Annotated in this window: 15 protein-coding genes and 1 pseudogene; 4 read left to right on the top strand and 12 right to left on the bottom strand. The window is 62.2% G+C overall.

The genetic code is table 11. The annotated features are described in order from the left end of the window. Positions 1–99 precede the first annotated feature (99 nt). The 5 genes from KUV74_RS08930 to KUV74_RS08910 all read right to left on the bottom strand — a co-directional run bounded on the left by KUV74_RS08930 (position 100) and on the right by KUV74_RS08910 (position 5,007). Positions 100–807 (bottom strand): HAD family hydrolase, encoded by a 708-nt coding sequence (locus tag KUV74_RS08930; protein WP_108450006.1) that lies wholly within the window; start codon positions 805–807, stop codon positions 100–102. A gap of 26 nt (positions 808–833) precedes the next feature. Then, the gene (locus tag KUV74_RS08925) at positions 834–1,811 is read right to left on the bottom strand and encodes a 2-hydroxyacid dehydrogenase (RefSeq protein ID WP_222516162.1); all 978 of its coding nucleotides are present in this window, start codon (positions 1,809–1,811) and stop codon (positions 834–836) included. 200 nt (positions 1,812–2,011) lie between these two features. After that, complete coding sequence (locus KUV74_RS08920) at positions 2,012–2,974, bottom strand: sugar kinase (RefSeq protein WP_108450004.1); 963 nt, start codon at positions 2,972–2,974, stop codon at positions 2,012–2,014. Next, on the bottom strand, positions 2,971–4,056 hold the full coding sequence (locus KUV74_RS08915) for a LacI family DNA-binding transcriptional regulator (protein WP_108131775.1): 1,086 nt from the start codon (positions 4,054–4,056) through the stop codon (positions 2,971–2,973). Before KUV74_RS08915 ends, KUV74_RS08920 begins: the two co-directional genes overlap by 4 nt. 258 nt (positions 4,057–4,314) lie before the next feature. Beyond that, positions 4,315–5,007 carry an HAD-IA family hydrolase gene (locus KUV74_RS08910; protein WP_045992255.1) on the bottom strand — a complete coding sequence of 231 codons (693 nt, stop codon included), beginning with the start codon at positions 5,005–5,007 and terminating at the stop codon, positions 4,315–4,317. A 250-nt stretch (positions 5,008–5,257) separates the two neighbouring features. On the opposite strand from KUV74_RS08910, the gene KUV74_RS08905 reads away from it, so the two are divergent. From KUV74_RS08905 to KUV74_RS08895, 3 genes and pseudogenes are all read left to right on the top strand, one after another. Beyond that, on the top strand, positions 5,258–5,545 hold the full coding sequence (locus tag KUV74_RS08905) for a DUF4235 domain-containing protein (RefSeq protein WP_052704310.1): 288 nt from the start codon (positions 5,258–5,260) through the stop codon (positions 5,543–5,545). Positions 5,546–6,094: 549 nt separating this feature from the next. Beyond that, positions 6,095–7,183, top strand: a complete 1,089-nt coding sequence (locus KUV74_RS08900) for a hypothetical protein (RefSeq protein ID WP_222516161.1) — start codon at positions 6,095–6,097, stop codon at positions 7,181–7,183. Positions 7,184–7,267: 84 nt separating this feature from the next. Then, positions 7,268–8,820, top strand: a pseudogene (locus tag KUV74_RS08895) (IS3 family transposase). Positions 8,821–8,950: 130 nt separating this feature from the next. Here KUV74_RS08895 and KUV74_RS08890 read toward each other — a convergent pair. The 6 genes from KUV74_RS08890 to KUV74_RS08865 form a co-directional block, all read right to left on the bottom strand. Next, entirely contained in the window at positions 8,951–10,729 is a 1,779-nt protein-coding gene (locus tag KUV74_RS08890; protein ID WP_222516160.1) for a hypothetical protein, read from the bottom strand. A gap of 72 nt (positions 10,730–10,801) precedes the next feature. Beyond that, a complete protein-coding gene (gene fba / locus KUV74_RS08885) occupies positions 10,802–11,866 on the bottom strand; it encodes a class II fructose-bisphosphate aldolase (protein WP_222516159.1) in 1,065 nt (354 codons plus the stop codon). Between the two features lie 145 nt (positions 11,867–12,011). Beyond that, on the bottom strand, positions 12,012–13,175 hold the full coding sequence (locus KUV74_RS08880) for a phosphoglycerate kinase (protein ID WP_045992248.1): 1,164 nt from the start codon (positions 13,173–13,175) through the stop codon (positions 12,012–12,014). Positions 13,176–13,242: 67 nt separating this feature from the next. Continuing rightward, positions 13,243–14,271, bottom strand: a complete 1,029-nt coding sequence (locus KUV74_RS08875) for a type I glyceraldehyde-3-phosphate dehydrogenase (protein ID WP_222516158.1) — start codon at positions 14,269–14,271, stop codon at positions 13,243–13,245. Positions 14,272–14,407: 136 nt separating this feature from the next. Next, the gene (locus KUV74_RS08870) at positions 14,408–15,124 is read right to left on the bottom strand and encodes an LrgB family protein (RefSeq protein ID WP_045992246.1); all 717 of its coding nucleotides are present in this window, start codon (positions 15,122–15,124) and stop codon (positions 14,408–14,410) included. Then, positions 15,121–15,504, bottom strand: a complete 384-nt coding sequence (locus KUV74_RS08865) for a CidA/LrgA family protein (protein WP_045992245.1) — start codon at positions 15,502–15,504, stop codon at positions 15,121–15,123. Before KUV74_RS08865 ends, KUV74_RS08870 begins: the two co-directional genes overlap by 4 nt. A gap of 174 nt (positions 15,505–15,678) precedes the next feature. Between KUV74_RS08865 and KUV74_RS08860 the strand changes: the two genes are divergently transcribed. Beyond that, on the top strand, positions 15,679–16,731 hold the full coding sequence (locus tag KUV74_RS08860) for a class I fructose-bisphosphate aldolase (RefSeq protein ID WP_222516157.1): 1,053 nt from the start codon (positions 15,679–15,681) through the stop codon (positions 16,729–16,731). A gap of 165 nt (positions 16,732–16,896) precedes the next feature. Here the strand turns inward: KUV74_RS08860 and tkt are convergent, their stop codons facing one another. Beyond that, complete coding sequence (tkt, locus tag KUV74_RS08855) at positions 16,897–18,888, bottom strand: transketolase (RefSeq protein ID WP_222516156.1); 1,992 nt, start codon at positions 18,886–18,888, stop codon at positions 16,897–16,899. Positions 18,889–18,893: the final 5 nt, after the last annotated feature.

The raw sequence follows: 18,893 nt of genomic DNA, 5'->3' as shown, positions 1-18,893 counted from the left end.
ATAGAGCACCGACGATCGCTAAAGTAGCAAAGAGTGGCGAAAAGACCACCGGTTGGCCTGGGGGGGCCTGGACGAGTGTCTCGCAGCGCCCTGGCCCGGTCACTCGGTGGCGGCGACGCCCCGCTGGTGGCCTCGCCGCTCCAGGTTCAAGCGCTCGATGGCTGTCACCAGTTCGCTGGCGTGGGTGATGGCGATGGCGCCCTCCGGGGTGTGCTCCTCGTCGGGAAAGTGGTTGATGTGGATGACCTGCATGCCGGCCTTGAGTCCGGCTTCCACCCCTACCGCAGCGTCGTCGATCACCACGCAGTTCTCCGGTTCGGCGCCCATGCCTTCGGCGGCGGCGAGATACAACCCGGGGTCCGGCTTCCACACCTGCAACTCGTAGGCGCTGTAGAGATTGTCGCCGAAGTGCGGCGCCAGTCCACTGGTTGCCATGGCCAGGCGGATCTTGGCCAGCGGGCCGTTGGAGGCCACCGCCTTGGGGTGGCCGGAAAGCGCTGCAAGGGCTTCCGGGATGCCCGGAACCGGGGTCAGCTCGGCCTTCATGCGCGCGGCCATATTGTCCCGCAGGCGATCCTCCATGACGTCGCGCCGGGCGTCATCGAGGGCGCCGAAGCGTTGCTCGAGTTCGAGCACGATGTCGAGAAAGCGCACGCCGCGAAACTCCTCCATGTACTGCTCGGGCGTGAACGGCAGGCCGAAGTCGGGGAAGGTCTCGGCCATGGCCCGGGCGAGCAGCGGCTCGCTGTCGACCAGGGTGCCGTCGGAGTCGAACAGCAGGCAGAGGGGGGCGGTGGTGTCGGACATGGATACCTCGCGGGAAGAGGGGGGAATCAGCGCTTCAGCACTTCGTCATTGACCGGGCTCAGCGGGCGTTCACCCTGGAGCGCCAGGCGGATATTGTCCACCGCGCGCTGGGCCATGGCGGTACGCGTCTCGTGGGTGGCCGAGCCGATATGGGGCAGGGCGACCACATTGGCCATGTGCGGCAGCGGTGAGTCTGCGGGCAGCGGCTCCTGCTCGTAGACGTCGAGGCCGGCGGCGTGCAGGGTGCCGTCTTGCAGCGCCGCGATCATGGCGGCTTCGTCTACCACCTTGCCACGGGCCAGGTTGACGAAGATGGCGCCGGGCTTCATGCGCTGGAACTCGGCGGCGCCGAAGAGCTTTTCGGTCTCGCGGGAGAGCGGCACCGTGACGCAGACGAAATCGGCCTGCTCGAGCAGCTCTTCCAGCTCGCGTCGCTGGGCGCCGAGTTCTCGCTCGAGCTCAGGCTTGGGTGAGGCCTTGGTATAGAGGATCTTCATGCCGAAGCCCAGGGCGCCGCGGCGGGCGATGGCGGCGCCGATACGGCCCATACCGACCATGCCCAGAGTCTTGCCGTGGACGTCGCTGCCATAGAGCGGCTTGCCGATGCTTTCCTTCCAGTTGCCCTGCTTGACCAGCTCGGCCAGTTCGACGGCCCGCCGAGCGGTGCTCATGATCAGCAGAAAGCCCGTATCGGCGGTGGTCTCGGTCAAGACGTCAGGGGTGTTGCACAACAGGATGCCGCGGCGGGTCAGCTCGTCGACGGGATAGTTGTCGTAGCCCACCGAGATGCTGGCGATAGCCTCGAGGTTCGGCGCCCTGTCGAGCAGCGAAGAGGTGATCTTGAGGCTTGAACCAACCAGGCCATGAGCCCGTGACAGGGCGTCGACAAAGGCCGGGTCCTCGGTATGCGAGACGCCCGGCAGGTAGTCCACGTGGAACTCCTCGCGCAGGGCGTCGAGCTGCTCTTGGTTGATCTCGCGAAATACCAGGATGCGTTTGGTCATGGGGAGCTCTTGTTGGTGTAGCTGTCGTTGTATCTGTCGTTGTCGCTATTGTCGTAACGAGAATGGACCTTTGTCGCACAACAGGGGGGAGTCTGTCTTGTTGACCTGCCCAGGGAGGTGGGAGTGCCAGCGCAGGAGGCTGGCCAGGATCGGAGCCCACCGCAGGCTTTCCTTCGGTGGGCCATCGTTGCGTCTACGGATCAGGCGTCTTCGAGCTGGCTCAGGCGGCTGCGGTCGGGGAGTCCTTCCATGTCGCCCGGTACCTGGACCTGCTCGGCGCCGATAAGGTTGGCGCGCTTGAGGGCCTGGCGTGGATCGAGACCATCGAGCATGGCGCTGACGAAGCCCACGGCGAAGCCATCCCCGGCGCCGACGGTATCAACCACCGTCTCCACCGGGACGCCGGCCACGGTGAAGGCTTCGTCTTGCCCTGTCAGGGTGCCGCGATAGTAGCTGCCCTCCGGACCTAGCTTGATCACCACGGCATCTGCACCCTGATCCAGGTAGAAGCCGGCGATATCGTGGGCGCTGGTCTGGCCGGTCAGCAACTGGCCCTCGGACAGACCGGGCAGCACCCAGTTGGCCTGGGCGGCCAGGCCGTTGAGGGTGTCGCGCATCTCGCTTTCGCTGGCCCACAGGGTCGGGCGCAGGTTGGGATCGAAGGACACGCTGGTGCCATGCTGGCGGGCCTTTTCGAGCAAAAACTGCGAGAGTTCACGGCAGCTGGCGGACAACGCCGGCGGAATGCCGGTAGCGTGCAGATGGCGCAGGGTGCTGAAGTCGACGTCCTGGGCGTCGGCCGGCGACAGCTTGCTGGCGGCGCTGTTGTGGCGACGGTACTCGACTCTGGGGTCCGCGCCACCCACCGCGCGCTCCTTGAACACCAGACCGGTGGCGTGCTCGGCGTCGGTGATCAGGTGGCGACAGTCGAGGCCTTCGCGCTCCAGGCTCGCACGCAGGTAGCGGCCAAAACAGTCTTCGCCGACCCGACTGAGCCAGCCCACCTTGAAGCCCAGCCGTGACAGGCCGATGGCCACGTTGGTGTCGGCGCCGGCACAGCTGCGCGAAAAGCGCTCGACCTCGGCCAGGTCGCCAGGGGCGTCGGCGGCGAACAGCGTCATGGCCTCGCCGAAGGTAAGGATGTCAGGAGTGTTCTGGTTCATGAGGAGGTCTCTGAGGTGGAAGACGAAGAGGACACTGAGGAAGGCTCCGCAGTGGCGGAAGGGGTGGCAGCGGGCTGGGTGGAGCCCCTTGCCGTCAGCGTCGGGGCGAAGGTCGCACGCTGCGGCGCCTGCCGAGGCCCGACGGCACGGGCGCGCAGGCAGTCGACGGCGGCCTGACCGATGGCACCGGTGGGCTGGGCAAGGGTGGTGATGCCCGGTTCGGTCAGGTCACACCACTCTAGCTCGTCGATGCCCATCAGCCCGATCTCTCCCAGGAGGTAGCCGAGGGCCTTCATGCGTCGGGTCAGTGCCAGGGTTACCTGGCCATTGGCGCAGAGGATCGCCGGGCGGGAATCGCCTGCGCTATCGACAAATCGAGCCAATGCCTGGTCCAGGCGTTGGCGATCGCCAAGCTCGATGACCAGGGTGTCGCCGGATAGCGAGCCGTCACGGCAGCGCTGGTTGAAGCGCTCCAGACGAGCTTGACGAGAGCTGGCCTGGGCCGGCGGTTCGGTAATGAACAACAGGCGCCCGTAGCCCTGTTCGCGCAAGTGCGCGATGGCCATGTCGATGGCGGCGTCGTTGTCGAGCCCTACCTCGTCGGCATGGACGTCGGCGAGGCTGCGATCGAGCAGTACCAACGGCGTGCCGCTGTCGGCCAGCTGGGCGAGGGCGTCGCTGTGGCGGCCGGTCGCGTTTACCACCAGGCCCTCGATACGGTAGGACGACAGCAGCGCCAGCTGCTGGCGCTCCTGCTCGAGGTCGTTATCGCTGTTGCACACCATCAACGACAGTCCCGCCTGACGACAGGCCTGTTCGACGCCATGCATGATCGCCACCGAAAAAGGATTGCGGATATCGGCCACCAGCATGCCGACCAGGCCGGAGGGGCCTCCCTTGAGGCCCCGGGCCATGGGATTGGGCTGGTAGCCCAGCGCAGTGGCGGCAGCGACGATACGCTCGCGCATGGCCCCGGACAGCCGTTCTCGTTCACCGCTGTAGTAGCGCGAGACGCTGGTCTTGGAGACGCCAGCCTGGCGGGCGACTTCGAGGATGGTGGCGGGTCGACGGCGGTCATTCATGGGGCGGCTCTTGGATAAGATGGCATCGTCCGTTTACAAGGGCGACGCTGGCGAGCCCTGTCGAGGTGAGCAGGCCAGGTGATGCGACAACGGCAGGACGTCGAGAAGTCCGTATGGGAACGTTCCCATTGGCTAACAAGCTTAGGCGCTAAAGGCCGAAGCCAGCAACAAGGCGTGCCTTAGACAATGGTCTTGAGGTGATGTAGAGCAATGAAAAGGCCCGACAATTGCCGGGCCTCAGGGTATATGCAGCGGAATTTAGCCGCTGGAGAGCATGGCGTGTCTGTCGCGATCCTTCTGCAGCCGTGAGATGACCGTCGGCAGCTGGAACATGCTGGTGATCATGTGGGCGCCTTCGGGCGTTTCTTCGGCATCGGCGAAGCGATTGAGGTGGACCACGGTCATGCCTGCGGCCAGGGCCGCGTTGACGCCGACGATGGCGTCATCGATGGCGATGCAGTCCTCGGCGGCGAAGCCCATGATGCTGGCGGCATGCAGGTACAGGCAGGGGTCCGGCTTCCAGCAGTTGGCCGTGTAGCCGCTGAACAGGCGATTGCCGAACACCTCGGTCAGGCCCACGGTGGCAAGCGAGGTGCGCACCTTGTTTTCGGGGCCGTTGGAAACCACGCCCATGGGGTAGTGCGACAGCGCGGCGAGGGCCTCGGTGGCACCGGCGATGGGGGTCAGGTCGGTGGCCAGGCGGCGGTTGAGGTTGGCGCGCATGCTCGCTTCCAGCACCTCGAGGTGGTCCGGATCGACCTGACCATGTTGTGCCTCGAGGGTGGCGACGATGTTGCGAAAGCGCGCGCCGCGAAAGTCGCCCATATAGTCCTCGGCCCGGAACGGCAGTCCGGCGGCGGAGAGGCTGACGGCCATCTCGGCGGCCAGCAGGGGTTCACTGTCCACCAGGGTACCGTCACAGTCGAACAGCAGGCAGAGGGGGCGAGCCATGGAGGCGACCTCGCGATTCGTTGCGTTATCGAACAGTGTTGCAGATTTCTGCGGAGTCTGCCTGTGTTCGAAGTCGAAAACCACAATTTTTGAACACTGTTTTTTCACGCTGCGCAGTCCGCACTATTGCGGTGCGGAAATGGGGGATTTGAGGCGACGAGGACCTCTTCGCTATGCTGAAACACAGCGGTGTTCGAAACACCACATTCTCGGGGCGGGATGGCCCCGGCCATGGTTCAAGGAGGTACTCATGAAAGAAGAGACACTGTGGTCCATCGTGGGGTCCGCGGCCGCGGTGGGGGCCAGCGTGATGTCACGCAAGGCCGCCAAGCGTGCCTATCAAAAGGTGTCGGACAAGGAACCGCCGGAAAATCCGGATCGCGACGACGTCGAGTGGCGCGAGGCGATCCTGTGGGGAGCCGCCACCGGCGTGATGGTCGGCGTGGCCCGCGTAGTGGGCCGTAGCGCCGGGCGCAAGGCGCTGGACAAGACCCGCAAGGGCGGGCGTTCTGCCAGGCTGCTGCCCGGCAAGCGTTGATCACAGTACAGCAAGGGGCGTCGCCCACCGCCCCTTGTTGCGTTGCTTGCTGAGGTAGTGCCTAACCTTCTTTTACCCTCCGATGCCTGGCTGCTGAAATTTGGCGACCTCGGGCGTTCCCTGGGTACAGACGCGGGCCTCTGCAATGCCTGATTGAACAGTACTTACCCCTTCGCAGGAACAACGCTTCCGATATCTGGTCGATGAAGTGGCGTGCTGCATTCAAGGGCAACCGGTCGCCGGCGCGAGTACCGTTGACGGTTATCGAACGCGCGGGTCAGGCGACGATTCTTGTGCTGACGTCCCCGGCTGCTACCACGTATTGATTGCGCCGAAGTGCGCTTAGGTTATCGCTTCAGCACAGCTGCAGCCGGGCGTTATCCGAAGGATGTGTTTCACTCTCCATGGGGACGGCCCGTGTACCCCTGATGTGGCCATGCCAAGGGGCGCCCAGGTCTTGGTGGACACTAGACTTGCTGTTGCAGACATCATTGTCATCAAGGTTGCCATCAAGAGAGCTATCACCATGAGCGAAGGAGAGGCGCGACGATGACGCCGCTATGGAAGGCTTATCGGTTTACGCGCCGCGAGCAGCATGCTGCGGAAGCGGCTAGGTCACGGGAGTCGCTGATCCAGATTCTGGATCGCGCCCGGGACGAGGACGTGTCGCTCAATCCGCGTCCTTCCTCCACGATTCTGGCGCTGGGGCTTCTCTGCCTGTTGCTGGGCACGCTCGGTTTTATCATCACCCTGGCGGGAGGGCTCTCCTGGCCGTGGCTGATTCCGCTGGCGCTGGTCGGGGCAGCCTTGCTGGGTTTCGACTGGCACGCCACCGAGCGGGTGGCCGACTTCCTGCGACTGTTGGTGCGGCGAGCGGCGGAGCTCGACTTTCGACTGGCCGAGCCCGATGTCGATCTTGATGCGATGCTGACGACGCTCCGGCGAAAGATCACCGACTTTCAGCGTACCTATGCGGACAATGGCGAGCTTGAGTACTGCCGCAGGGCGGCCGATGAGCGCGTCGGTGGCGAATACTGGGTCTATCGCTTCGCCTATGACGAGGGCATGGACAAGGACCGTCGGACCTATCATCGCAACGGCCTGATCTGCGATCTCTTCGAGGTGGCGGCGGTGGATCTTTGCAACCCGCGAGAGGGCAAGTGGCGACTGTTGCACCACGGTTCCACCGGCGAACGCTGGGGAGAGGGTGCCTTTTCTCGCTATTTCGTCGCCTGCACGGCGGAGCATGACGCCCTGGCAGCGTTTCTTACCGATGATGTCGTTGACTGTCTCGTGCGTCTTGCCCGCAGTTATCCGGAACTGAACGTTCAGGTCACCCGGGATCATCTGCTGTGTCTGACCTGGTCCGGCGAAGACCCCTACGCTCGTTTGTTCGAGCCGGTCTCGGCGGCGAGTTCCGCACTGCGGGCGCCCTTTACCTCGAGCCAGGCACCGGGGGAAGACCCCGATGAAGTCTATCGCGCGCTGGAGCGGCGACTGCGCGCCCCGCGTCATCTCACCGCGCTGGAGCCGCTGCTCAATGCCATCGAGGACATTCGCGCCGAGCTACCGGTGTCCTCGGCCCGCACGGAGGCCAATATTCCGTTGCGGCGACGGCTGGAAGAGTCCACCTGCTGAAGGCCGACCCCCCCCCCACTGCCAAGCTAGTTGGAGCCTCAGCAGCTGTTAGACTCTGAACCATGGGGGCGTGATGAGGTTCCAATGAAGTACTCCGACGAGCGCCGAGAAGCCATCCTCAAGAAGCTGCTCCCGCCACATAACCGCACGGTGGCGGAGGTGGCCCAAGAAGAAGGTATCTCAGTAGCCACGCTATACAACTGGCGTAAGAAGGCTCGCCAAGCGGGCCGTTTGCTACCTGACCAGAGCGATGATCCCGAGGGCTGGAGTTCGCAGGACAAGTTCCACGCAGTGCTGGAGACGGCGGCCCTCAGTGAAGCCGAGCGTGCCGAGTACTGCCGGCAGCGCGGCCTCTATCCTGAACAGATTCAGCGCTGGCGGGCGAGCTGCGAAGGCGCCAACGACCGGAGTGAAGTCGTCTCCAAGCAGCAGAATGAAGCCCGCAAGGCGGACCGCCAGGAAAACAAGGATCTCAAGCGTGAGCTGCGCCGCAAGGAGGCCGCTCTCGCGGAAACCGCAGCCCTCTTGGCGCTACGAAAAAAGGCCCGAGCGATCTGGGGGGACGAGGACGAATGATCAGCACTTCAGATCGCCAGGACGCCGTACAGCTGATCGATGAGGCGCGTGCCGAGGGAGCCCGCCTGCAAACCGCGTGCGCAGAGCTCGGCATCGGTACCAACACCTACCGCCGCTGGGGTCGGGGCGGTCAAGATCGACGGCCTCAGGCCGTGCGACCTGTCCCGCGCCATGCCCTGTCACCTGAAGAGCGTCAGCAAGTGCTGGAGATTTGTCATCGTCCCGAGTTCGCCAGCCTGCCGCCCGGGCAGATCGTGCCGCGGCTGCTGGACGAGGAAGGGCTATACGTGGCGTCAGAGTCCAGCTACTACCGCATCCTCCGGGCGTGCGGCGAGCAGCACCAGCGTGGCCGCGCTCGTACCCCACGCCCAAAGGGGGATCCTCAGCGACACCGCGTGACACGCCCCAATGCCTGTTGGAGTTGGGACGTGACGTACTTACCGACCCGGGTGCGTGGGCAGTTCTACTACCTCTACATGATCGTCGACATATACAGCCGCAAGATCGTTGATGCCGAGGTTTTCGACCAGGAGTCCATGGGCAACAGCAGCGAGGTCATCCAGCGCGCCGTGTTGCGCGAAGGCTGCATCAACAAACCATTGGTGTTGCATGCTGATAATGGCTCCGCCATGAAAGGCTCGACGCTTCAGGCGACACTGCAGCGACTGAACATCACCCCGTCGTACAGCCGCCCCCGAGTCTCTAATGACAACGCCTTCTCGGAGTCGCTGTTCAGGACATGCAAGTGCCGGCCTGACTACCCGTCGGACGGCTACGAGAGCCTGTCAGCGGCGCAGCAGTGGGTGACCGGCTTCTTGCGCTGGTACAACCACGAGCACCGCCACAGCGCCATCCGCTTCGTCACCCCAGAGGAGCGGCATGCCGGCCAGGATGACTAGGTTCTGGCAAGGCGGGATGCCATCTATGCTGAGGCGAAACGGCAACATCCCGGACGGTGGAGCGGCGCTACCCGCAACTGGACGCCACGTCGGACGGCCTGGCTGAACCCCGATCAGGAAGATCCAATCTTCATGCAGGATCAGCGGTTAGAAGCCGCGTGATCCCGCGTTCCAACAAGCTTGACAGGCATCGCCTTGGGATCCAGCTCGCCACGGGCGTAGCGCTCGAACATGCCGGCCAACCCATGAAGCTTTAAGTACTTTATGTTCTAATTTTACGCGCCAGACTATATTAGTTTTTATTGTATATGTTTCCACCGCAGAACGGACAGGTATTAGATTCCCATGCGGCTTTCATTTTCTCAGAGTTTATGTTTGTTTGACAGTTTATACATGGATGTATCCTTCCTTCTTGCACTCTAATCAAGTTGATTATCTTCGTTGGGTCGAAGATGTATCTTCGTATTCGGCTGTCAATTTCTTTGCTTTCTGTGACATACTTGATTTTTGATTGATTCTCTTGGGTAACCGAAAAGCTCGGTGCGAGTATTGATAGTTTGTATTCGGGGGTGGTGTCTTTAGGTTCGACTCCAGTTTTCCTTATGTGAAGTATTCTCTGGTAGAAAAGCTCTGAATATTCTCTTTCGCCAAGTGATTCTTTTTTTTCTGATGTTTCAGGTATGGCAAAATGACTGTATTTTTTTTCGTTAATATAATCGACGATATCGTTCCAGACTCGAATAGTGTTGTGGTCACCTTCAATGTTCTGTAACTTTTTACGTCCGTCTTGCTTTATAGCTTCTTTTATATGGTATTCGCTTATATACTGATATGGTTTTCCTCTCCCAAGCTTACCGGTTCTGTAATTTTTGAAATTTTGCCATGCGGTAAGAAGAATGGTTCCAAAATCGCGTGTATTCCCCATGGAGCCTAGGATGAGAAGTTCCATTTTTTTAGGGGTGTTGATTAATGTTTTACATGTTACCGAACTATCATTAAAGCTAAGGTTTAATCTTCGGTTGATGAAATCGGTGAAGTACTCAATACACCCTGTTTTGTCAGCCTTTGACCTCTCAATAATGAGGTCTTTGTCTAGGTTGATGCTATGCTGAAGGTCTCCGCCAATAGATAAAGGTGAGAGAAGCCCCCTGTAGGGGACGTAAGCAATCCAGCAGTAAATCGGTGTGTCAATAATTTTGTTTATAAATTTTGCTGAATTTCTTTGAAAATTTCCGGTTTCGTATAGCTTTTCCCACTCATCAAAATAAAAGATGAGTGATCTAAGATTGAGTGAAGATATTATTTTTTTTAGGGACGAATGGAATTGGCTTATGTCAAAATAGATTTCTTCGATAGATGAGTTTTCTTGTTCTGATATGTCTCTTTTTTTTGTTGAGTCCTTTAAGTTTAAATTGACGGACTGGTTTAATGCTGAAGCTTTTGTTTTGAGCTCGTTTATTGATTGCTTCGCCTCCTCTGTTTTTTGAATAATTGTATTCGTGGATGTGCCAATATTATGGAGCGTCGCATTGCCGGAAAGGCAAGATAGCGCACACTCATATGCGGTATCGATTGCCTCAGAAAGTTGGGTGATGAAATCTCTTTTTTCTTTTTCTTCTTTACTCAGCAAAGTGCTTAGCCAACTGCTTTTTCCTGTGGCTTTTGCTTCAAGGGAGATTTGGTTGATAATATTTTCTATCACGAATAGAGCAAATGATCGATTGAAAACATCTTCATTTGGTGATTCGGTAGTGCTGAATCTCTTTAAGTTTATGTATACACAAAAGTTCCTTTCCTCAAATAGTTTCTTGTTTATTTTGTGGCGAGACAACAACATTAAATGGGTTTTTCCTGTTCCTCTTAGACCCTCTAGAACACCACTTGAAAGTTTGGAAGAGGAGGCAAGTGAGTCTAGGTTGTTTTTTGTGTTTACATGTAGTCTTATAAGATTGTCAATATTTTCCTTGCTTGTTTCAAGATCTAGTTCGAAATCTGCTCTTAGATCAGCGAAAGCTGCATTGAGTTTTTCGGCTGATTCTGGATTTTCGACGATTGTTTTAAGGGTGACCATTTTCCTTTCCTTTCCTTTCCTTTAAATGCCGTTCCTCGGTGTTGGCTGAGGAACGGCAAATGGTCATCTCGGCTAGTTGACCTTGGGGTCCAGCTCGCCACGGGCGTAGCGCTCGAACATGCCCTCCAGGCTGATCGGCTTGATCCTGCTGGCGTTGCCGGCGGTGCCGAAGGCTTCGTAGCGGGCGATGCAGATGTCCTTCATGGCGCTGACGGTAAGCTTGAGGAACTTGCGCGGGTCGAACTCTGCCGGGTTCTCGGCCAGGAAGCGACGTACCGCACCGGTCGAGGCCAGACGCAGGTCGGTGTCGATGTTGACCTTGCGCACGCCGTGCTTGATGCCCTCGACGATTTCTTCCACCGGGACGCCGTAGGTCTCGGGGATGGCACCACCGTTGGCGTTGATCACCTCGAGCCACTCCTGGGGCACGCTGGAGGAGCCGTGCATGACCAGGTGGGTGTCCGGGATGCGCTCGTGGATTTCCTTGATACGCTGGATCGACAGGGTGTCGCCGGTGGGCGGACGGGTGAACTTGTAGGCGCCGTGGCTGGTGCCGATGGCGATGGCCAGGGCGTCGACGCCGGTGGCCTTGACGAAGTCGGCGGCCTCTTCCGGGTCGGTCAGCAGCTGGTCGTGGCTCAGCTTGCCCTCGGCGCCGATGCCGTCTTCCTCACCGGCCATGCCGGTTTCCAGGCTGCCCAGGCAGCCGAGCTCACCTTCTACCGAGACGCCACAGGCGTGGGCCATCTCGACGGTGCGGCGGGTGACGTCGACGTTGTAGTCGTAGTCTGCCGGAGTCTTGCCGTCCTCGCCCAGGGAGCCGTCCATCATCACCGAGGAGAAGCCGAGCTGGATCGAGCGCTGGCACACAGCGGGGCTGGTGCCGTGGTCCTGGTGCATGACCACCGGAATATGCGGAAACTCTTCCACGGCGGCCAGGATCAGGTGGCGCAGGAAGGGGGCGCCGGCGTATTTACGGGCGCCGGCGGAGGCCTGCAGAATCACCGGGGAATCGGTGGCGTCCGCGGCTTCCATGATGGCGCGAACCTGCTCGAGGTTATTGACGTTGAAGGCCGGCACGCCGTAGCCATGTTCGGCGGCGTGGTCCAGCAATTGGCGCATACTGACGAGTGCCATGGAGGTACCTGATTCTTGAAGAGGTCGAGAGCGCGATGCTGTCGCGCCCATGTCGCTTGGGTTGTCAAAGGGCCGGCGATGGCCGGCCCCGGGGCTTAGGCTTGGTAGAAAGCACCGGCGAGCGCCGCTGCTTTTTCGGCAAACCTCAGCGAGCGGCCGCCTCGAGGGCGCTGACCGCCGGCAGTTCCTTGCCCTCGACGTACTCGAGGAAGGCGCCGCCTCCGGTGGAGATGTAGGACACCTGCTCGGCGATGCCGTACTTGTCGATGGCTGCCAGGGTGTCACCGCCGCCGGCGATGGAGAAGCCGTCGCTTTCGGCGATGGCCTTGGACAGGGCCTCGGTGCCGCCACCGAACTGGTCGATCTCGAACACCCCGACGGGGCCGTTCCACAGGATGGTGCCGGCGCTCTTGAGCATGTCGCCCAGGCGGGCGGCGGTATCCGGGCCGATGTCGAGGATCATTTCGTTGTCGGCGACCTGGTCCACCGGCTTGGTGACGGCTTCGGCGGAGTCGGAGAACTCGGTGGCCACGACCACATCGGTGGGCAGCGGAATCTCGACCCTGGCCATCAGCGCCTTGGCCTTGTCCACCAGGTCGGCCTCGTAAAGCGACTTGCCGACGTTGTGACCCGCCGCGGCGATGAAGGTGTTGGCGATACCGCCGCCGACGATCAGCTGGTCGCACTTCTCGGACAGGGCGTTGAGCACCTCGAGCTTGGTCGAGACCTTGGAGCCGCCGACGATGGCGGTCATCGGGCGCCTGGGAGTCGCCAGCGCCTTTTCCAGGGCATCGAGTTCGGCGGCCAGCAAGGGGCCCGCGCAGGCGGTCGGTGCGAAGCGGGCCACCCCGTGGGTTGAGGCCTGGGCACGGTGGGCGGTACCGAAGGCGTCCATCACAAAGACGTCACACAGCTCGGCGTAGCGCTTGGCCAGGGCTTCGTCGTCCTTCTTCTCGCCCTGGTTGAAGCGCACGTTCTCGAGCAGTACCACGTCGCCGTCTTCCAGGCTCGGTTCCTGCTCGAGATAGTCGGTCACCAGGCGCACGGGGCAGTCCAGCAGGTCACCGAGGTAGGCCGCCACCGGTGCCAGGGTGAACTCGTCGGCGGGCTCTCCTTCGGTGGGGCGGCCCAGGTGGCTCATCAGCAGCACCTTGGCACCTGCGTCGCGAGCTGCCTTGATGGTCGGCAAGCTGGCGCGCAGACGGGCATCGCTGGTCACCTGGCCGTGTTTGACAGGTACGTTGAGGTCTTCGCGAATCAGTACCCGCTGACCCTTGAGGTCGAGATCGGTCATCTTGCGCACGTTCATGTCGGCAGATCCTCGTCTGGAAAGTCTGAGGGAGACAGCGAATGGCAACGGCTGGTCAGTGGAAGTGTCATCGCTCGGGAACCCGGGGAAGGCTGGCGAGGCGCCCGGCCACGTCCAGCATGCGGTTGGCGAAGCCCCATTCGTTGTCGAACCAGCAAAGCAGCTTGAGCAGGCGGCCACCGGCCACCCGCGTCTGAGTGGCGTCTACGATACCGGAGCGGGGATCGTGGTTGAAGTCGATGGACGCCATGGGCTCCTCGGTATACCCCAGCAGGTCAGGAAGCCGTGACTCGCTGGCCTCGCGCAGCAGTCGGTTGACCTCGCTGGCCGAGGTATCGCGCTTGACGCAGATGGACATGTCCATGGCCGAGACGTTGATCGTCGGCACCCGTACATGGAGGCACTCGAAGCGCTCCGCCAGGTGCGGCATCAGGCGATTGATGCCTCGGGCCAGGCCGGTGTCCACCGGCACGATGGATTGCATCGCCGAGCGGGTCAGGCGCAGATCGGTCTGGTGGTAGGCATCGATCACCGGCTGGTCGTTCATGGCCGAGTGAATGGTCGTGGTCACACCGTGCTCGATGCCCAGCGCCTCGTCGAGCACGGTCAGGATCGGCACCAGGCAGTTGGTGGTGCAGGACGCTGCCGAGACCACCCGGACGTCGGGCGTCAGGTCGTCGTCATTGATGCCGCTGACGATGGTGGCGTCGACGTCGCTTTCTGCCGGCTGGGAGAACAACAGCCGGCCGGCTCCTGCCGCGAGATGGCGCTCGGCGGTGGCGCGATCCTTGAAGCTGCCGGAGCACTCCAGCACCAGGTCGATGCCGAGTGACCGCCAGGGCAGGCGGTCAGGGTCATCTTCGGACAGCACCCGGATCGCATGCCCGTTGATGATCAGATGGCCGTCGCGGCTTTCCACCCGGCCGGGGAAGCGTCCGTGGGTGGTGTCGTAGCGAGTCAGGTAGGTAATGGTATCGAGTCCCGAGAGCTCATTGATCGCCACCACCTCGAAGCTGGGGTCGTTGCGTTCGATGAGGGCTCGCAGGACGCACTGGCCGATGCGGCCGTAGCCATTGATGGCAATACGCTGGGCCATGGGGCTCGATACTCTCCACGGAGGGATGGACACAGGCGCGAAAGTCTATCTCAAATCGCCCCGCGCGTCGCGGCTCCAGCGGCGTCACACTGGGCATAAAACCGCGCAGGTAGCATAAAAATAAAGCTGAATCGGTTCAGCCGAGCATGCCGGCCAGGCGCCAGGCCAGCGGCATCATCAGTGCCGTCAACACCCCGGTCAGCGTCATGCCGAGAGAAGCGAAGGCACCGGCGGTGGGGCCCAGCTCGAAGGCGCGTACGGTACCGATGGCGTGGCCGTTGATGCCCAGCGCCAGCCCCAGCAGGCGCTGATCGGTGATCTTCAAGAGCCGGCCGAACAGGCTGACGCAGGCGGTGGCCGCGACGCCGGTGATCAACAATCCCCCCATCAGGATCGGCACGGAGCCGCCCAGGCGCTCGGTGATGCCCATGGCGATGGGAGCGGTCACCGATTTGGGTGCCAGCGAGGCCAGCAGTTCCGGCGGCGCCCCCAGTGCCCAGGCGATCAGCAACGCATAGCAGGCGGCCAGCACCGTCGACACCGGCAGGCAGACCAGCAGCGGCCTCCACAGCGCGCGTATGTGGTGCATCTGCTGGTAGAGCGGTACCGCCAGGGCCACCGTGGCCGGGCCCAGCAACAGCATCAGCCACTGGGCGCCCTGGCGATAGTCGACGTAGGCGATGCCGGCCGCCTTGAGCGTCGCGGCGAGCAGCAACGAGGCCAGCAGTACCGGCGGGCACCAGCCGGGAGAGCCGAGCCGCCGAAACAGCGCCATGCCGGCCAAGTAGGCGCCGATGGACAGGGCGATGGCCAGCATCGGGGTATCGAGGTGATCGACCACGGCGAGGTTCATGAGGTCTTTCCTTGGGCGGTGGTGGTCGCCTCGGAGGGCGTCGCCGGCAGCAGGCGGCGCATCAGCCACAGGGTGCTGGCAACGCTCAACAGGGTGCCCAGGGTCAGCGCCAGCCCCACGGCGAGCCAGTGCCCCGAGATCTGGTCGAGCACCCAGAACACCCCGACCACGCCGGGCATGATCAGCATCGCCAGCAGCATGATCAGCGGCTGTGCCGCCGCTGCCACGTCTTCGTGCATGCGGCCTCGTAGTACGAAGACACCAGTCAATAGCATCAGTCCGACGACGCCGGGGGACAGCGGCAGTTCACCCAGGCTGACCACCAGGTCGCCGACCAGCCACAGCAGCGAAAGCCATAAAAAGCCTCGTAACACGGACATTGCAATCCTCTTGGGTCATTGTCACTGGCCGGGGCCAGGGGAATTGAGCCATTGTGCCGACTCATGGTGCCTTGGTCAGCAGGGGCTCTCGTTGCAGCGCGTCATCCGCTACCCTGTGTAGACTGACTATTCGCCTACCGCCCGACTGGGTCGGGCATGACAGGGAGATTGATGATGAGTGATATTGCCAGCTGGCTGGGTGCCGAGGCAGAGGACCTTTTGACTCATGAATGTCGCGGTATCGCCAAGGAGCAACTCCACCTGCCGGGATCGGACTTCGTCGACCGGGTGATGATGGACTCCGACCGATCGCCAGCGGTGCTGCGCAGCATGCAGTCGATGTTCAACCATGGCCGCCTGGGCGGCACCGGTTACCTCAGCATCCTGCCGGTGGATCAGGGGATCGAACACTCCGCTGGCGCCTCTTTCGCGCCCAACCCGATCTACTTCGATCCGGCCAACATTGTGGAGCTGGCGATCGAGGGCGGCTGCAACGCCGTGGCTTCTACCCTGGGTGGCCTGTCGTCGGTGGCGCGCCGCTATGCCCACCGCATCCCGATGATGCTCAAGTTGAACCACAACGAGACGCTGACCTATCCGGCGATCTACGATCAGACCCTGTTCGCCGAGGTCGACCAGGCCTTCGACATGGGGTGCGTCGCCGTGGGTGCGACCATCTACTTCGGTTCCCCCGAGAGCCGTCGCCAGATCGAAGAGATCAGCGCGGCCTTCGAGCGCGCCCACGAGTTGGGCATGGTGACGGTGCTGTGGGCCTATCTGCGTAACCCGGCCTTCAAGCATGAGGGCACCGACTATCATGTGGCCTCCGACCTCACCAGTCAGGCGGTCCACCTGGCGGCGACGCTCAAGGCGGACATCGTCAAGCAGAAGCTGCCCGAGAACAACGATGGCTATCGTACCATCGGCTTCGGCAACACCCACGAGAAGGTCTACAGCGAGTTGACCAGCGATCACCCGATCGATCTGGCCCGCTATCAGGTGGCCAACGCCTACATGGGGCGTGCCGGGCTGATCAACTCCGGCGGTGCCTCCACCGGAGAAGGCGATCTGACCCAGGCGGTGCGTACCGCGGTGATCAACAAGCGGGCCGGTGGCATGGGCCTGATCTCCGGTCGCAAGGCCTTCCAGAAGCCGATGCGCGACGGGGTAAGCCTGCTCAACGCCATTCAGGACGTCTATCTGGCGCCGGATGTCACCATCGCCTGATCCAAGCCTGCCTCAACAACCGCGCAGGATAGAGGATCAGGCCGCCTAGGCCGACCATCAAGGTCGCTAGATACAGCAGGGGCACGGCGTAAGCCGTGCCCCTGCTCGTTTCTGCTGGTCACGCTTTCGGTCGCAACAGGCCGGGCGTGCCGGTCCGCGCTGGACTTAACCCAGCAGGGTCTTGGCGCGTTCCACCAGGTTGTCCACGGTGAAGCCGAAGTGCTTGAACAGGTCGCCCGCCGGAGCCGACTCGCCGAAGCTGGACATGCCGATGGTGTCACCGTCGAGGCCCACGTACTTGCTCCAGTAGTCGCGATGGCCGGCCTCGATGGCCAGGCGAGCGCGAACACTGCGCGGCAGTACGGACTCACGGTAGTCGGCGTCCTGGCTGTCGAAGACGTCGGTGGCCGGCATCGATACCACGCGCACCTGTTTGCCTTCTGCTTCCAGGGCTTCGGCGGCCTGCATGGCCAGGGTCACCTCGGAGCCGGTGGCGATTAGGATCAGCTCAGGGGTACCTTCGCTGTCCTTGAGTACGTAGCCACCGCGCTGGATGTTGGCCAGCTGGCTCTTGCTGCGCTGCTGGTGGGGCAGGCCCTGACGGGACAGCACCAGCGCGGTGGGGCCGGCGCTGCGCTTGACCGCGTGGGCCCAGGCAGCAGCAGTCTCGACCGCGTCGCAGGGGCGCCAGGTGCACAGGTTCGGGGTGGTGCGCAGGCTGGTCAGCTGCTCGATCGGCTGGTGGGTCGGACCGTCCTCGCCCAGACCGATGGAGTCATGGGTGTAGACGAAGATCGCACGCTGGTTCATCAGCGCCGCCATGCGCACGGCGTTGCGCATGTACTCCATGAAGATCAGGAAGGTGGCGCCGTAGGGCACGAAGCCGCCGTGCAGGGCGATGCCGTTCATGATGGCGCCCATGCCGAACTCGCGGACCCCGTAGTGCAGGTAGTTGCCGCCTGCTGCTTCGGCGCTGATGGCCTCGGCACCCTTCCAGAAGGTCAGGTTGGAAGGCGCCAGGTCGGCGCTGCCACCCAGCAGCTCCGGCAGTTGCGGGCCGAGCTCGTTGAGGCAGTTCAGCGAGGCCTTGCGTGAGGCCACGGACTCGCCCTTCTCCTGGGCGGCCTCGACCAGCGCTTCGCTGTTGAGCTCGCTCGGCAATTCACCCTTCTGGCGACGCAGGAATTCGCGGGCCAGCTCCGGGTGCTCCTGCTGGTAGCGCTCGAAGCGAGCCTGCCAGTCGGCCTGGTGCTTCTGGCCACGCTCGCAGGCGTCCCAGCCCTGGTAGATATCCTCGGGGATATGGAAGGGCGCGTGGGGCCAGTCGAGTTGCTTGCGCGCCGCTGCGACTTCCTCTTCGCCGAGTGCCGCGCCGTGGCATTCTTCCTTGCCCTGCTTGTTGGGGGCGCCGAAGCCGATGACGGTCTTGCAGATGATCAGGGTCGGGCGATCCTGCTGGGTGCGGGCCATCTCGATGGCGGCCTTGATCTCCTCGGGCTTGTGCCCGTCCACCGCCGGTACCACGTGCCAGCCGTAGGCTTCGAAGCGCTTGGCGGTATCGTCGGTGAACCAGCCTTCGACCTCGCCGTCGATGGAGATGCCGTTGTCATCGTAGAAGGCGATCAGCTTGCCGAGCTGGTGGGTGCCGGCAAGCGAGGCGACCTCATGGGAGATGCCTTCCATCAGGCAGCCGTCGCCGAGGAAGCAGTAGGTGTAGTGGTCGACGATCTCGTGGCCCGGGCGGTTGAACTGACCCGCCAGGGTGCGCTCTGCCATGGCCATGCCGACGGCGTTGGCCAGGCCCTGGCCGAGGGGGCCGGTGGTGGTCTCGACGCCGGGAGCGTAGCCGTACTCGGGGTGACCAGCGGTCTTTGCGTGGAGCTGGCGGAAGTTCTGCAGTTCTTCCAGACCCAGGTCGTAGCCTGACAGGTGCAGCAGGGAGTACAGCAGCATGGAGCCGTGGCCGTTGGACAGCACGAAACGGTCGCGATCGGCCCACTTGGGATCGTCAGGGTTGTGAACGAGGTAGTCGTTCCACAGCACCTCGGCGATATCGGCCATACCCATCGGGGCTCCGGGGTGGCCGGAGTTGGCCTTCTGGACGGCATCCATGGAAAGGGCGCGAATGGCGTTGGCCAGTTCGAAACGGGACGGCATTGAGG

Origin of the sequence: Halomonas sp. DP1Y21-3, from assembly GCF_019801245.1 — a bacterium.
Taxonomy (GTDB): domain Bacteria; phylum Pseudomonadota; class Gammaproteobacteria; order Pseudomonadales; family Halomonadaceae; genus Halomonas; species Halomonas litopenaei.
This window is presented reverse-complemented; position numbering and strand designations above follow the sequence as displayed.

What these genes read in the sequence shown, in the direction of transcription:
- KUV74_RS08930 (WP_108450006.1), bottom strand. Translation starts at nt 807, where the DNA reads ATGTCCGACACCACCGCCCCCCTCTGCCTGCTGTTCGACTCCGACGGC.
- KUV74_RS08925 (WP_222516162.1), bottom strand. Translation starts at nt 1,811, where the DNA reads ATGACCAAACGCATCCTGGTATTTCGCGAGATCAACCAAGAGCAGCTC.
- KUV74_RS08920 (WP_108450004.1), bottom strand. Translation starts at nt 2,974, where the DNA reads ATGAACCAGAACACTCCTGACATCCTTACCTTCGGCGAGGCCATGACG.
- KUV74_RS08915 (WP_108131775.1), bottom strand. Translation starts at nt 4,056, where the DNA reads ATGAATGACCGCCGTCGACCCGCCACCATCCTCGAAGTCGCCCGCCAG.
- KUV74_RS08910 (WP_045992255.1), bottom strand. Translation starts at nt 5,007, where the DNA reads ATGGCTCGCCCCCTCTGCCTGCTGTTCGACTGTGACGGTACCCTGGTG.
- KUV74_RS08905 (WP_052704310.1), top strand. Translation starts at nt 5,258, where the DNA reads ATGAAAGAAGAGACACTGTGGTCCATCGTGGGGTCCGCGGCCGCGGTG.
- KUV74_RS08900 (WP_222516161.1), top strand. Translation starts at nt 6,095, where the DNA reads ATGACGCCGCTATGGAAGGCTTATCGGTTTACGCGCCGCGAGCAGCAT.
- KUV74_RS08890 (WP_222516160.1), bottom strand. Translation starts at nt 10,729, where the DNA reads ATGGTCACCCTTAAAACAATCGTCGAAAATCCAGAATCAGCCGAAAAA.
- fba (WP_222516159.1), bottom strand. Translation starts at nt 11,866, where the DNA reads ATGGCACTCGTCAGTATGCGCCAATTGCTGGACCACGCCGCCGAACAT.
- KUV74_RS08880 (WP_045992248.1), bottom strand. Translation starts at nt 13,175, where the DNA reads ATGAACGTGCGCAAGATGACCGATCTCGACCTCAAGGGTCAGCGGGTA.
- KUV74_RS08875 (WP_222516158.1), bottom strand. Translation starts at nt 14,271, where the DNA reads ATGGCCCAGCGTATTGCCATCAATGGCTACGGCCGCATCGGCCAGTGC.
- KUV74_RS08870 (WP_045992246.1), bottom strand. Translation starts at nt 15,124, where the DNA reads ATGAACCTCGCCGTGGTCGATCACCTCGATACCCCGATGCTGGCCATC.
- KUV74_RS08865 (WP_045992245.1), bottom strand. Translation starts at nt 15,504, where the DNA reads ATGTCCGTGTTACGAGGCTTTTTATGGCTTTCGCTGCTGTGGCTGGTC.
- KUV74_RS08860 (WP_222516157.1), top strand. Translation starts at nt 15,679, where the DNA reads ATGAGTGATATTGCCAGCTGGCTGGGTGCCGAGGCAGAGGACCTTTTG.
- tkt (WP_222516156.1), bottom strand. Translation starts at nt 18,888, where the DNA reads ATGCCGTCCCGTTTCGAACTGGCCAACGCCATTCGCGCCCTTTCCATG.